Source organism: Saccharopolyspora gloriosae (genome assembly GCF_014203325.1).
Taxonomy (GTDB): Bacteria; Actinomycetota; Actinomycetes; order Mycobacteriales; family Pseudonocardiaceae; genus Saccharopolyspora_C; species Saccharopolyspora_C gloriosae.
In genome coordinates this window covers 4,105,108-4,118,751 of sequence record NZ_JACHIV010000001.1, presented here as the reverse complement: position 1 = coordinate 4,118,751, position 13,644 = coordinate 4,105,108, and the positions used below count along the sequence as shown (strand labels likewise).

The window sequence follows — 13,644 nt, the reverse complement described above, 5'->3', positions numbered from 1 at the left end:
GCGCGAACTGGATCACGGCGGATTCGATCACCACCCAGCTCGACGCGCACGACGCCATCCGTTCCGGACGAGCCTTCGCGACGCCCTTCACTGATCTAATAGTTGCTAAAGTTTGCAATTGCTGACATCTTGTTCCCCGGTACGAGCCGGAGCACGACGCGCGCTGGTGGCGGGGAACGCGTCGCGGGTTCCGCGGAGGGAGATGGATGAGCACGCCGCTGTATCAGCTGAAGGCCGAGTTCTTCAAAACGCTGGGGCATCCTGCGCGGATTCGGGTGCTGGAGCTGCTGAGCGAACGCGAGCACGCCGTCTCCGAAATGCTCCCGGAGGTCGGGATCGAGTCGGCGAACCTCTCGCAGCAGCTCGCCGTGCTGCGCCGGGCCGGGCTCGTCACCACCCGCAAGGAGGGTTCCGCCGTCTACTACTCGCTGACCAGCCCGCACGTGGCGGAGCTGATGGCGGTGGCGCGGACGATCCTGACCAAAGTGCTGTCCGGGCAGGCCGAACTGCTCGACGACCTGCGCAAGCCCGACGAGTCCGCGAGCGCGTGAACCGCGGTCGCCTGCCGAGATCCGGCCCTGCCGGTCGGCGGGGTGACCGCCGCGCTCCAAGGGGAATTGGGAGCACCCTGTGCTGAATTTGTGGCGCAAGATCCGCAGGACGGGGCGGGTGGCCGAACCCGCGCCGCCGAAGCCGGGCGACGAGCCCGCGCTCGCGGCGGAATTAGGCGGGTCGGTGCAGATCCGGCACGTGGACGCGGGATCGTGCAACGGCTGCGAAGTCGAGATCGGCTCCGCGTTCGGTCCGGTGCACGACGCCGAACGCTACGGTGCCCGGCTGGTGGCCTCGCCGCGGCACGCTGATGCGGTGCTGGTGACCGGCCCGGTGACGCGGAACATGGCCGAACCGTTGCGGCGGACCTTCGAAGCGCTGCCGGAACCGAAGTTCGTGGTGGCCGTCGGCGACTGCGCCCGCAATTGCGGCGCGTTCGCCGAGGCGTACGGGGTCGAAGGCGCCGTGCGGGACGTGGTGCCCGTCGACGTGGAGATCGCGGGTTGCCCGCCTCGCCCGGAGCAGATCGTCGAGGGCCTGCGGAAGTTGACCGGTCGATGAACCTCGTCGAAGCGGGCCTCGGTGCGGCCGTGGCCGCCGGGCTGCTCAGTGCGTTGCTGGCCTTGACGTTCCCGCGGCGGATGCGTCCCGTCCCGGTCGGGGTGGGGACGGCCGTCGTCGGGGCGGGCGGTGCGGTCGCGGGGGCCGGCGCCTTGGCCGGGCAGTCGTGCTCGGTGGAGTTCCCGGCGCTGTTGCCGCTGTTCGGCGCGTCGTTCGCGGTGGACGAGTTGAGCGGCCTGTTCCTGGCGGTGACCGGGGGCGTGGCGATCGCGGTGGCGGTGTACGGCATCGGGTACGCCCGCCACGGGCTCGACGGCAGGTGCGTTCAAGCGATGACGCCGTTGTTCGTGCTGGCGATGCTGCTGGTGCCGACGGCGGACAGCGTCGGCACGTTCTTGGTGTGCTGGGAACTGATGGCGCTGACGTCGCTCGTGCTGGTGCTCGCCGAGCACCGGCGTCGCGACACCGTGGTGGTGGCGGGGCGCTGGTACGCCGTGATGACGCACCTCGGCGCGGTCGCGATCATGATCGGGCTGCTCGTGGCGGCGGGGCACGCCGCCGATGATTCGTTCCCGGCCCTGCGAGCCGCCGCGGCGACGCTGACGCCGACCGCAGCAGGCGTCGTGTTCGTGCTGACCTTGGCCGGGTTCACGTCCAAGGCCGGAGTCCTGCCGCTGCACGCCTGGCTGCCGCGGGCGCATCCCGAAGCTCCGAGCCACGTGTCGGCGCTGATGTCGGCGGCGATGGTCAACCTCGGGATCTACGGCATCGCCCGGGTCGGTTTCGACCTGCTCGGCGGCGGGCCTGCCTGGTGGTGGCTGCTGGTGCTCGGGCTGGGCGCGCTGTCCGCGGTCTACGGGATCTTGCAGGCAGCCATGAGCGCCGATCTCAAGCGCCTGCTGGGGAATTCGACCACCGAGAACATGGGACTCGTGCTGATCGGGCTCGGAGCGGCCGGGCTCTTCGCCTCCGGGGGAGATCGGGTGCTGGCGGGCGTGGCCCTGGCCGCGGCTCTGCTGCACGTGATCAACCACGCCGCCTTCAAGACGTTGCTGTTCCTCGCCGCCGGGTCGGTGCTGCGCGCCACCGGCAGCCGCGATCTCGACGAGCTGGGCGGGCTCCGGACGGGCATGCCGGTGACCACGTGGTGCTTCGGACTCGGAGCGCTGGCGGCCTCGGCGTTGCCGCCCGGGACCGCGTTCGTCAGCGAGTGGCTGTTGCTGCAGGCCCTGATCCACGGGCTGCCCGCTTCGGGCGGGGCCACGGCGATCGTGATGCCGGTGGCGGTCGCCGCGGTGGCGCTGACCGCCGGGCTGGCGGTGGCCACCTTCGTGAAGGCCTTCGGCGTGGGGTTCCTGGCCCGGCCGCGCAGCAGCGCTGCCGCGGAGGCGGTGGAAAGCCCGCCCGGCATGCTGGCCGGGATGGGATTGGCGGGTGCGGCCTGCGTCGTGCTCGCGCTGTTGCCGAGCGCGGTGCTGCCCGCCATCGCGTCCGTGAGCACCGCGATCTCGGGTCGCGCGCAACCCGCCGTGAGCGGCGTGATCACGTTGCGGTTGAACGGGGTCGCGGGTGCGCTTTCGCCGTTGCTGCTCATCGCAGCACTGCTGGCGGTCGCCGCCGTCTTCTTCGCGGGGGTGCGGCTGATCGCGGCACGACGAGCCCCGCGCGCCGCGCGGTCGTGGGACTGCGGTGCGGGACCCTTGCCCGCCCGCACGGAGTACACGGCGACGTCGTTCGCCGAGCCGCTGCAACGGGTCTTCGACGACGTGGTGCAACCGGAACAGGACATCGACGTGACCCACCACCGGGAATCGAGCTACCTGGTGCACGCCGTCGAATACCGCCAGCGGGTGCCCGATCGCCTCGAACGCCGCGTTTACGAGCCCGTCCTGAAGTTGTTCGCGGCCTGGGGCGAAACCGCCCGGGGTCTGGCCAACGGCAGCATGCACCGCTACCTCGGCTACGGCTTCTACACCGTGTGCGGGTTGTTGATCCTGCTGGTGGTGATCCGATGAACGCGCTGGGCGTGATCGGCGGGATTCTCCAGTGCCTGCTCGTGATCGGGGGAGCACCGCTCCTGATCGGGATGATGCGCCAGGTCCGGGCACGCCTCGAAGGTCGTGCCGGGGCCGGGATCGGCCAGCCGTGGCGAGACCTGCGCAAGCTGCTGCGCAAGGAATCGATCGCACCGCACGGCACCGGCGAGGTGTTCCGCGTCGCGCCGTTGCTGCTGGTGTCCACGACGGCGGTGGTCGCGCTGGTGGCTCCGTTCGTGACGACGGCGTCGGCCGTGAGTCCGGTGGCCGACCTGTTCGCGGTGGTCGCGCTGCTCGCGCTGGGCACCGTCGCGCTGGCGCTGGCCGGGCTGGACACCGGCACCGCGTTCGGCGGCATGGGCGCCAGCCGAGAGATGACCATCATCGCCCTCGTCGAGCCGACGCTGCTGGTGTCGATCTTCGCGTTGTCGGTGCGGGTCGGATCCACGGATCTGGGGGCGATCGTCACCTCCGCCTTGCACGACCCGGCGCGCGTGATCTCCCCGGTCAGCCTGCTGGCCGCGGTCGCGCTGGGTGTGGTGATCATCGCCGAGACGGGCCGGCTCCCGGTGGACAACCCGTCCACGCACCTGGAACTGACGATGGTGCACGAGGCGATGACCCTGGAGTTCGCGGGCCGGGACCTCGCCCTGGTCGAGTGGGCCTCGGCGATGCGGCTGACCGTGTTCCTCGGGCTGCTGGCGAACCTGTTCGTCCCGTGGGGCATCGCGACCAGCGCCGCGCCGCTCGCCCTGCTCGTCGGGGTCGCGGCCTTCGTCGCCAAGGTGGCGCTGCTCGGCGGCCTGCTCGCGGTGGGCGAGGTGTTCGCGGCCAAGCTGCGCCTGTTCCGGGTGCCCGAGTTGCTGGCCGGTTCGTTCCTGCTCGCGCTGCTGGCCGTCGCCGCGTCCTTCTTCCTGGCACAGCCGCACTGACAAGCATCCGAGGAGAAGCACCATGACGACCGACCACCCGAGATCGCGATGAGCCACGACCTCTACGTCCAGCTGCTGGACCTGGCGTGCGGACTGCTGCTGATCACGTCGGTGCTCGTGCTGTGGCGGCGGGAGCTGACCGTCATCATCCGCGTCTTCGCGCTGCAAGGAGCGGCGCTGGCGGCTCTCGTCGCGGTCCTTGCCGTGCGGGACGGGTCGGTCGAGCTGGGGGTCGTCGCGGTGGGACTCCTCGTGCTCCGCGCGGGAGTGCTGCCCGCTCTGCTTCGACGGGCGCTGGCGGCAGCCGGTGAGCAGCGGCGGGACGTCCGGCCGTTGGTCAACGTGGCGTCTTCGCTGCTCGCCGCCGCGGTGCTGGCGCTACTGGGCCACGCGATCTCGCGACCCCTGGTGGCGTTGGCTCCGTCGGCGGCGACGCAGGCCGTCCCGGTCGGCATGACCGTGGTGCTGATCGGCTTCTTCGTCCTGGTCACCCGGCGGCGCGCGCTGTCCCAGCTGGTCGGGTTCCTGCTGATGGACAACGGCATCACCGCGGTCGGCTTCCTCACCACCTCCGGTGCGGGACCGGCCGTGGAACTGGGGGTGTCCCTGGACGTGCTGATGGTCGTGCTGGTGCTGCAGATCCTGACGACGCGCATGAGGGACACCTTCGGCGACACCGACCTCGACGAACTGAGGGAGCTGCGCGACTGATGACGCCCCTCCTCCTGGCTCCCATCGCCGTTCCCGTCCTCGGCGCCGTGATCTACGCGTCGGCCGGATGGCGTCGCGCCACCGCCGGGGTGAGCGCCGCGAGCGCCGCCCTCGTGCTCTGCGCCGCCGTCACGATCGCCGTCGAGGTCGTCCGCCACGGCCCGCGCACCGCGTTGGCGGGCTCGGTGCGGGTGGACGCGCTGAGCGCGTTCATGCTGGTCGTGATCGGAGCGGTCGCCCTCCTGGCCACGGCGGCGACACCTGGCCACCTGCGCACCGAGATCGCCGCCGGGCGGGCCGGCGCCCGGACCGCCGCGCGACATTGCCTGCTGGTCCAGTTGTTCCTGGCGGCCATGTCGCTGGCGGTGCTGGCCGCGAACCTGGGCGTGCTGTGGGTCGCCGTCGAAGCCACCACCGTCGTGACCGCGTTCCTGGTGGGACAGCGGCGGACCCGTTCCGCCGTGGAGGCGGCGTGGAAGTACGTGGTGATCTGCTCGACGGGCATCGCGTTGGCGTTGCTGGGCACGTTCCTGCTCAACTACGCCGCGCAGCACGCGGCGCCCGGAGCCGGTCTGGACTGGGCGGAGCTGACCGCCGTCGCCCACGGCCTCGATCCGGACGTCACGCGCATCGCAGTCGTGCTCCTCATCGTCGGGTTCGGCACCAAGGCGGGGTTGGCGCCGTTGCACGCTTGGCTGCCCGATGCGCACAGCCAAGCACCGGCGCCCGTGTCGGCGTTGATGTCGGGAGTGCTGCTGTCGGTGGCCTTCTACGCGATCCTGCGGGTGAAGGTCATCGCCGATGCCGCGCTGGGAACCGGATTCGCGCAACTGCTGCTCGTGGTGATCGCCGTGATGTCGCTGGTGCTCGCGGCGTCACTGCTGCTGGCCCAACGCGACTACAAGCGGATGCTGGCCTACTCCAGCATCGAGCACATGGGCCTGCTGGCCCTGGGCACCGCGGTCGGTGGACGCGCCGCGATCGCCGCCGTCCTGCTGCACGTCCTCGGCCACGGATTGGCGAAGGGCGTGCTGTTCCTCGGCGCCGGGCGCATCCTGCAGGTCACCGGAACCAGCCGCATCGACCAGGTGCGCGGCCTGGCCGAGCGCGAACCGGTCTTGGCCGGCTGCTTCGGATTCGGCGTCCTCGCCCTCATCGGATTGCCCCCGTTCAGCCTGTTCGCCAGCGAGCTCGGCATCGCCCGAGCGGGGTTCACCGCCGGGCTGGGCTGGGCGGTAGCCGCTGCTCTCGTCCTCGTCCTGGTGATCGCCGCGGCGTTGGTGACGCACACCGGCCGCATGGTGCTCGGCGCCGCTCCCGAAGGGCCGGGCGCCGCCACGGCTCCTCGGCGAGCCCCTGCCTTCGCCACCGCGGTGCTGGTCGTCGGCCTGGTGGCCTGCGCTGCGCTCGGGGTCACGGCCGGACCGCTGACCCCGCTGTTGTCCCTTGCCGCCGACCTCGTGGGAACGCCATGACCACACCTGAAGACCACACGCCCGGTCATCGGCGCACCGCGCGCACGATCCGGCCGGACGAGGTGCCCGAACAGGCGGGCGCGCTGCTGGACGCCGGATTCCGGACCGCGCTGATCGCCGGGCACGACGACGGCGACGCGTTGCGGGCCGTCTACCTGTTCACCCTGGCCGACACCGACCGCCGCGTAGAGCTGCACGTCCCGCTCGATCGCGACCACCCGCACGTGCCGAGCCTGGCCGGGATGTCGTTCCCCGCCGGTCGGTTCGAACGCGAGATGCGCGACCTGTTCGGGATCGTGCCCGACGACCATCCGCTGCCGCGCCGATTGGTCCGGCACTTCCACTGGCCGCAGGGCTGGTACCCCATGCTGGACGGTGCCGGAGCGCCCCCGGAGTTCGGCGACGTGGAGGGGCCTTACCCGTTCCGCACGGTGGAGGGTCCCGGCGTCTACGAGATTCCGGTGGGGCCCGTGCACGCGGGCATGATCGAGCCGGGGCACTTCCGCTTCTCCGTCGTGGGCGAGACCATCCTCAACCTCAGAGCCCGTCTCTGGTTCGTCCACAAAGGACTTGAGAAGCTGTTCCACGGGCGCAGGCCCGAGGACGGCTTCGAACTCGCCGAGCGGATCAGCGGCGACACGGCCGTCGGGCACGCCCTCGCGTACTGCCAGGCCGTCGAAGACGCCCGGTCGCTCCATGTCCCGGTGGATGCTCAGCGGCTCCGCGCGATCCTGCTGGAGCTGGAACGCCTCTACAACCACGTCACCGACCTCGGCGCGCTGTGCAACGACGCGGGGCACGGCGTGCTCAACGCCCACGCCGGGCGCATCCGCGAACGGCTGCTGCGGATCAACGACGAGGTTCGCGGCCACCGCCTGCTGCGCGGTGGCGTCCACCTCGGCGGGGCGGCGGTCCGGCGGCTGCCCGACACCGGCGCGCTCGCCGCCATCGGCGACGACGTAGCGGAGCTCGCCGCGCTAGCGCTCGGCCACAGCGTCGTGCGCGACCGCTTCTCCGGTACCGCGGTCCTCACCCGGGAGCAGGCCGTCGACCTCGGGACGCTGGGCTACGTCGCCCGCGCCAGCGGCGTGGCCGTCGACGCCCGGCACGACCACCCGGCGCTCCCGGAACCGGGGGAGCGGCCCTCCCACAGCCGCACCGACGGCGACGTCCTGGCCCGTTTCACCGTGCGTACCGAGGAAATCGCTCACTCCATCGAGCTGATCACGCGCCTGGTCGGTGAGCTCGACGGGCGCACGACCTCCGGTACCCCCGAAGCCACCGCGGACGCCGCCGGTTCCGGAGTGGGCATCGTCGAAGGCTGGCGCGGCACGATCGTGCACCGAGTGGAACTCGCCGCCGACGGCACCCTGGCGCGGGTCAAGGTCGTGGACCCCAGCTTCCTCAACTGGCCCGCTCTGCCCGTCGCGCTGAGCGACACGATCGTGCCGGACTTCCCGTTGACCAACAAGAGCTTCAACCTCTCCTACGCCGGCAACGACCTCTAGCTCCGGCGAGTCGTCCCGTCCCGCAGCGCGGTGTCGATCTCGGCGGTGGTGGGCGCCGTGGCGGGGCCGGAGCGGGTGACGGCGATGGCCGCCGCGACGCTCGCCCGCCGGACCGCGGCGGGGAGGTCCTCCCCGGCGGCCAGTCGCGCGCACATCACGCCGGCGTGGGCATCGCCCGCGCCGTTGGTGTCCACGGCCTCGACCTCGGGGGCGGGGCAGTTCACCACGTCCTGGCCGGGGCGGGCGAGCAGGGCGCCGCGCGATCCGGCGCGCAGCACCACGGTGCGGCCGGTGGCGGTGGCGAGCGCCGTCGCCGCGTCCGCGCCGTCCGCCTCCGATCCCAGGCGCCGCAACAGGATCAGCGCTTCCTGCTCGTTCGTGGTCCACACGTCGGCGCGGTCCAGCAGGACGCGCACCGCGTCGAGGTCGACGTCACCGATCACGGGGGCGGGGTCCACGACGACGGTGCACCCGGCCGGGACCGTCGGCAGCCACTCCAGCAGCGCCGCGCGGTTGGCGTCGTGCACGAGGGAGTAGCCCGACGCGTAGACCACGTCGCCCTCGCCCGGGTCGGTGCCGCGCAGCCGGGCCACGTCCACCGCGCCTTCGGCTCCGGCGGTGGACACGAACGTCCGCTCCGCGTCGTCGTCGACGAGGGCGACGCTGAACCCGGTGTCGATGCCCGGATCGGCCGGGCCGGTGAGCTCCACGTCCTCGGCCGCGAGCGCCGCGCGCACCACGTCCCCGAACGGGCCGGTCCCGTGGCCGCCCGCGTACACCACGCGAGCACCGTCGCGCGCGGCGGCGAGCATGACGTTCACACCGCCCCCGGCGAGGAATTCGTGCCCGGAGGCGAACACGTCACCGCCTGCAGCGGGGACCGCGGGCACGCGCAGGACGAGGTCGACGACGGCCTGCCCGGTGTGGATGACGCGGCCGGTGCTCATTCGTCACCCGCCGCGGACCGGAGGCCGAACACGGCGTAGAGCGCCCCGCCGACGACGGCCGCCGCGATCCACGCCATGCCGTTCACGCCGATCCACGTGTCGTGCAGCGGTCCCGTGTACCACGGAACATCGCCGGGGGTGACCTGCATGAACAGGGCCGCGAAGACGATGGCGGCCAGCCACGGTCCGAGGGCGGACCAGCGCACCCCGCCGGTGTAGTAGTAGGCGCCCCTGCTGGTGAGGTCGAGCAGGCCCTCGGGGTCGTAGTGGCGGCGGCGGATCAGGTCGACCAGGAAGATCCCGACCCAGGCGGAGATCGGCACCGCCAGCAGCGAGATGAACGTGGTGAACGGACCGTAGAACCCGTCGGCGACGAGCAGGAACAGCAGCGACCCGATCGTCGTGACCACGACGTCGACGATCACCGCCCACACCCGCTTGACCCGCAGGCCGAGGGTGAGCGTGGTCAGGCCCGCCGAGTACACCGACAGGTGGTTCGACAGCAGCAGGCCGATGAACGAGATCACCAGGTAGCCGACGGCGACCCCGAGAGGCAGCGTGGCCCGGATGGCGTCGAGCGGATTCGAGGACGAGGCGATGGCCGCGTCGGACGCGCCGAGCACCGAGCCCATGCTGATCATGATCACCAGCGGGATGCCCGCACCGGCCGACGCGGACATCACCAGCGGCAGCGCGCGCACCGTCGGGGCCTGGTAGCGGGCCATGTCCGCACCGGAGTTCGCCCAGCCGATGCCGGTGCCCGCGACGATGGTGCCGATCCCGGTCAGCACCGCGGCGAGGCCACCGCTCGGCGCGCGTCCCACCTCCGCCCAGTCGATGTTGACGACCAGGTACGCCAGGATCAGCAGGTTCGCCGCGCCGAAGATCCAGGTGGACCACTTCTGCACGACCAGGATCACGGCGTGGCCCATCCCGGACACGGCGACGGTGAAACCGACGAACAGCGCCACGCCCGCGACGGCGACCAATGGCGCGGACTTCGCGTCGCCGCCGGTGCCCGCGAGCAGCGACACGCTGGTGACGATCGCGAGCGCGGCCGTCGAGGTGTTCACGGTCTCCCAGCCGAGCCGCGACACGAGTGCGACCGCGGTCGGCCCGGCGTTGCCCCGGGTGCCGAACACGGCGCGGGAGAGGGTGAGGCTCGGCGCCCCGCCGCGACGACCGGCGATGGAGATCAGGCCGACCACGGCGAACGAGCCGAACGAGCCGATGATCGCCACGACGACCGCCTGCCACGCGGACAGGCCGAGCGCGACGAGGCTGACGCCGAGCGGCATGCCGACCACGGAGATGTTCGCGGCGAACCACACCCAGAACAGCTCCAGCGGGTTCCCGCGGCGTTCGGGGACGGGAACGGGTTCGATGCCGCGCTGCTCCACCGCGCCGAGCGCACCGGCGCGCGGGGGCTCCACCGGACTCGCCGCCGGAGATCCGGTCGGGGTCTCGGACACGGGGGTCACCTCATCTTCGTTGACGATCGCCGCACGGCGAGGAGCCGCCGCGCGAGTGGTGCCGGGTCGAGGTCGTTGACGTCGAGCACCCGGCGCACCGCCGCCTCCGGGAAGGCGCGGATTCCGTGCACGGCACCGAGAACGGCCCCGGCCATGGCGGCGACGGTGTCGGTGTCGCCGCCGAGGGACGCCGCGGTGCACAGCGCGTCGAACGGGGACTCGGCGCCGCGCTCGACGAGCAGGAGCGCGGCCACCACGGACTCCTGCGACTGCACCGAGGTGCCGACGACGTCGTAGAGGAACGACTCGAAGTCCTCGTCGCCGAGGCGGTGCGCGTGCGGGCTGAACGCGTCCAGCCGTTCCGCGACGGAGCCGCCTGCCACCCAGTGCCCGCGAGCCTCGCCGTCGCGCGCCGCGGTGGTGGCGGCCTTGAGCGCTCCCGCGGTGTCGGCCCCGTCGATGCCGGCCGAGACGGCGGCGGCGATGGCGCAGGCCGCGGAGATCCCCAGGCCGGTGTTGTGCGTGACGCGGCTGGCCTCGACGACCGCGTCGATCAGGCGGCCGTCGCGGGCGTGGGCGATTCCGACCGGGGCGATGCGCATCGCGGCGCCGTTCGTGGTCCCGTAGCGGCCGGTGTCCTCGATGGAGGCGCCCGCCTGCAGCTTCGCCAGGGCCGCCTTGGTGGACGGGCCGAGCAGGTCCAGCGAGCCGCGCTCGATCATCACCTGCTCCCAGGCGATGAGCTCCGCGGCGAAGGCGTGCGGATCGATGCTCCCGGCGCCGTCGGCGACCAGGCGCGCGACGATCATCGCCTGGTCGGTGTCATCGGTGACGGAGGCGGCGGGCATCCCGGGGGCGATCGGCTGATCGGCGGCGCCGTCGGCGAAGTCGTCGATCCGGCCGTAGCGCTCGCGGACCAGCTCCCGCGGCATGGACTGCGTCGGCATGCCCAGGGCGTCGCCGATGGCGAGGCCCACCAGGGCGCCGTGCGCGCGGTCGAACGCGGGATCCGCGGCGGTCACCGTTCTTCCCCGAAGTTCGACGCGAGCGTGAAGTGCCGCGGGTCGAGCAGCGACACGACGTGCTCGGCGAACCGGCCGTCGTCGGTGAAGGAGGTGCGGGCGGTGCGCAGGAAGGCGGTTCCCGCGTCGTGGCCCAGGATCTCGGCCTCCCGCTCGTCCAGCGCGTGCACGTCCGCGCTCTGCGTGCCGCGCGTCGACAGGTACCCGGCCTGCACGAGGGTCTGCGAGATCGAGCCCTGGATCAGGCCGGTCTCCGGCAGTTCCGCGAGGCGTCCCTCGGCGGGGAGGGTGGCGCATTCGAAGGAGATCGGCTCGACGGTGTCCTTGCCGGAGCGCAGCAGCCGGACGCGGCGGACCGCGATGCCCTGCTCCAGCCGGACGTCCTCGGGCAGCAGCGGGATCTCGGAGCGCTGCACGCGCTCGATGCCGAGGACGGCGACGGCGACGGTGCTGCCGGTGCCCGCGAGGGATTGCGCCCAGCCGCGTTCCTGGCTCAGCTGGTGCCCGTCGAAGATGACGAACGAGCCGCGCCCGGTCTCCGTGACGATGAGGCGCTGGTGCTGGAGCTCGCTGAGCGCCTGCCGCACGGTGCCCCGGGACACGTCGAACTCCTCGGCCAGCCGCAGCTCCCCGTCCAGCTTGTCGCCGGGCCGGTAGTGGCCGTCGCGGATGCGCCGCGTCAGGGTGTCGACGATCTGCTGCCGCTTCCCCGGAGACACCTGTCTATACATGTTGGTACATGTACACCAGTATCGTTCTCGAAGGCAAGGACGGCGTCGCGATTCCACCCTTCCGCGACGGACGGGCGCGCTGCTCGCGGCGCACGACGAGGAGCGGCGTACGCCCCGACTTTCACCGATACCTACGGCGACGGCGTCCACTCGGCGCGTTCGCAGCACCACGGCGCGACGCTGTACGGAGTCCTGGGCATCGCGCGGTCCGACCGCGAACGCCGGAACGAGGTCGTGCGCGACAACTTGAGTTTCTACGGTGCCCCGCACGTCGCGTTCCTGTTCATGCCGCGGCTCGGCGGCGGAGTGCGCGCCGCGAGCGACGTCGGGATGTACGCGCAGAACTTCCTGCTGTCGCTGCGCGGGCGAGGTTTCCACGGCATTCCCCAGGCCGTGCACGGCCTGTACGCCGATACCGTGCGCGAGGCGCTGGGCGTGCCGGACGAGCTCAAACTGCTGTTCGGGATCTCGTTCGGCACGGCCAGGCCGGACTCGCCGGTGCGCAGCCTCGAGGTCGGCCGGGTTCCGCTGCAGGCGAGCGTGGTCCTGCACGACACGCCCCTCTGGTGAGCCCGCGCGGTCGCCGTCGCCGGTGACCGCACCGCCGACGCGGGCGCCGTCGAACCGGCGTGGGCCCGGCACGTCCCCGGAGCCGTACCGAGCCGGTCGACGGCGAGCCCCGCGGCCCCGTCGCAGACGTGCCGCGCGGCGTCAGCAGCCCAACCGGGTGGCCAGGTCAGCGGCGGAGGTGGCGGCGAGGTCGCAGGTGGTGTCGGCTGCGCGGTCCGCCTCGCGGTGCGGGCCCTTCTCCGCGGGGCGTTCCAGGAAGGCGGTGCGCAGTCCGGCGGCGCGCGCCCCGTCGAGGTCCCAGCCGTGCGCGGCGACCAGCAGCACTTCGTGCGGCGCGACGTCGAGCAGCCGCGCGGTGGTCAGGTACGGACCGGCGGCGGGCTTGTAGCTGCGCGCGAGTTCGGCGGACACGATCGCGTCGAAGGGCAGGCCCGCGGTCTTGGCGAGTTCGACCAGCAGCCCGAATCCGCCGTTGGACAGCGCCACCACGGTGTACCGGCGCCGCAACCTGGTCAGCAGCTGTTCGCTGTCCGGCCACGCGGGCAGCCGGTGCCAGGCACGCACCAGCCGGACCCGGTCGGCCTCGTCCACGACGTCGGCCACCCCGTGCTCGGTGAGCAGGGCGTCGAGCGATTCGCGGTGCAGCGCGTCGAGGTAGGCCCACTCGCGTTCGCCGTCGTTGACCCGCGCCATCGACGGCAGGTAGCGCTCGCGCCAGGAATCGGCGAACGCCGCCGGGTCGAGGTCGACCTCGCGGTGCGCGAAGACCTCGCCGACCTCCGTGGTGATCCCGGTGTGCCAGTCCACGGCGGTGCCGAAGACGTCGAACGCCACCACGCGCACCTCGTCGAGCATGCCCTTGCCCCTTCCATGCGGTTCCGGGGCGTCACCGCCCTTGCCACGAGGGTGGGCGCTTTTCGGCGAACGCGCGAGGGCCTTCCGCGGCGTCCTCGGACGCGAGCACCGCCTGGTAGCGCGGGAGCGTCCCGCCGCGCAGCAGGTGCTGGCCGGATTCGACGTCGGACGCGCCGGATCTCCTTGATCGCGGCGATCGCCGGCGGAGCCGCAGGCGAACTCGAATCGCACGTGTGCGGCATCTCGGCGGAACGGGGGCTCCCGGATTGCCC

Annotated in this window: 13 protein-coding genes; 8 read left to right on the top strand and 5 right to left on the bottom strand. The window is 72.2% G+C overall.

The window, feature by feature from the left end:
- The first annotated feature begins 206 nt into the window (after positions 1-206).
- The 7 genes from BJ969_RS18125 (at position 207) to BJ969_RS18095 (ending at position 7,775) form a co-directional block, all read left to right on the top strand.
- Complete coding sequence (locus BJ969_RS18125; RefSeq protein WP_184480261.1) at positions 207-551, top strand: ArsR/SmtB family transcription factor; 345 nt, start codon at positions 207-209, stop codon at positions 549-551.
- Positions 552-630: 79 nt separating this feature from the next.
- Positions 631-1,113 (top strand): NADH-quinone oxidoreductase subunit B family protein, encoded by a 483-nt coding sequence (locus BJ969_RS18120; RefSeq protein WP_343071473.1) that lies wholly within the window; start codon positions 631-633, stop codon positions 1,111-1,113.
- Positions 1,110-3,128 (top strand): proton-conducting transporter transmembrane domain-containing protein, encoded by a 2,019-nt coding sequence (locus BJ969_RS18115; RefSeq protein ID WP_184480259.1) that lies wholly within the window; start codon positions 1,110-1,112, stop codon positions 3,126-3,128. The genes BJ969_RS18120 and BJ969_RS18115 overlap by 4 nt, the downstream gene beginning before the upstream one ends.
- Entirely contained in the window at positions 3,125-4,081 is a 957-nt protein-coding gene (locus tag BJ969_RS18110; protein WP_184480256.1) for a respiratory chain complex I subunit 1 family protein, read from the top strand. Before BJ969_RS18115 ends, BJ969_RS18110 begins: the two co-directional genes overlap by 4 nt.
- Positions 4,082-4,129: 48 nt before the next feature.
- Positions 4,130-4,792: a hypothetical protein gene (locus BJ969_RS18105; RefSeq protein ID WP_184480253.1), complete on the top strand. Its 663-nt coding sequence runs from the start codon at positions 4,130-4,132 to the stop codon at positions 4,790-4,792.
- Complete coding sequence (locus BJ969_RS18100; protein ID WP_184480250.1) at positions 4,792-6,267, top strand: proton-conducting transporter transmembrane domain-containing protein; 1,476 nt, start codon at positions 4,792-4,794, stop codon at positions 6,265-6,267. Before BJ969_RS18105 ends, BJ969_RS18100 begins: the two co-directional genes overlap by 1 nt.
- On the top strand, positions 6,264-7,775 hold the full coding sequence (locus tag BJ969_RS18095; RefSeq protein WP_184480248.1) for a hydrogenase large subunit: 1,512 nt from the start codon (positions 6,264-6,266) through the stop codon (positions 7,773-7,775). Before BJ969_RS18100 ends, BJ969_RS18095 begins: the two co-directional genes overlap by 4 nt.
- Here the strand turns inward: BJ969_RS18095 and BJ969_RS18090 are convergent.
- From BJ969_RS18090 to BJ969_RS18075, 4 genes are read right to left on the bottom strand one after another with little or no spacing between them, the layout of a single operon-like run.
- On the bottom strand, positions 7,772-8,722 hold the full coding sequence (locus tag BJ969_RS18090) for a PfkB family carbohydrate kinase (RefSeq protein ID WP_184480245.1): 951 nt from the start codon (positions 8,720-8,722) through the stop codon (positions 7,772-7,774). The two genes, BJ969_RS18095 and BJ969_RS18090, sit on opposite strands and share 4 nt — an antisense overlap.
- Positions 8,719-10,194: a purine-cytosine permease family protein gene (locus BJ969_RS18085; protein WP_343071472.1), complete on the bottom strand. Its 1,476-nt coding sequence runs from the start codon at positions 10,192-10,194 to the stop codon at positions 8,719-8,721. The genes BJ969_RS18090 and BJ969_RS18085 overlap by 4 nt, the downstream gene beginning before the upstream one ends.
- A 5-nt stretch (positions 10,195-10,199) precedes the next feature.
- Positions 10,200-11,216: an ADP-ribosylglycohydrolase family protein gene (locus BJ969_RS18080; protein ID WP_343071471.1), complete on the bottom strand. Its 1,017-nt coding sequence runs from the start codon at positions 11,214-11,216 to the stop codon at positions 10,200-10,202.
- Complete coding sequence (locus tag BJ969_RS18075) at positions 11,213-11,935, bottom strand: GntR family transcriptional regulator (RefSeq protein WP_343071470.1); 723 nt, start codon at positions 11,933-11,935, stop codon at positions 11,213-11,215. The genes BJ969_RS18080 and BJ969_RS18075 overlap by 4 nt, the downstream gene beginning before the upstream one ends.
- Between BJ969_RS18075 and BJ969_RS30635 the strand changes: the two genes are divergently transcribed.
- Complete coding sequence (locus tag BJ969_RS30635; protein WP_184480239.1) at positions 11,873-12,517, top strand: nitroreductase family protein; 645 nt, start codon at positions 11,873-11,875, stop codon at positions 12,515-12,517. The two genes, BJ969_RS18075 and BJ969_RS30635, sit on opposite strands and share 63 nt — an antisense overlap.
- 141 nt (positions 12,518-12,658) lie before the next feature.
- Here BJ969_RS30635 and BJ969_RS18065 read toward each other — a convergent pair whose 3' ends face one another.
- Entirely contained in the window at positions 12,659-13,372 is a 714-nt protein-coding gene (locus tag BJ969_RS18065; protein WP_184480236.1) for a haloacid dehalogenase type II, read from the bottom strand.
- Positions 13,373-13,644 lie beyond the last annotated feature (272 nt).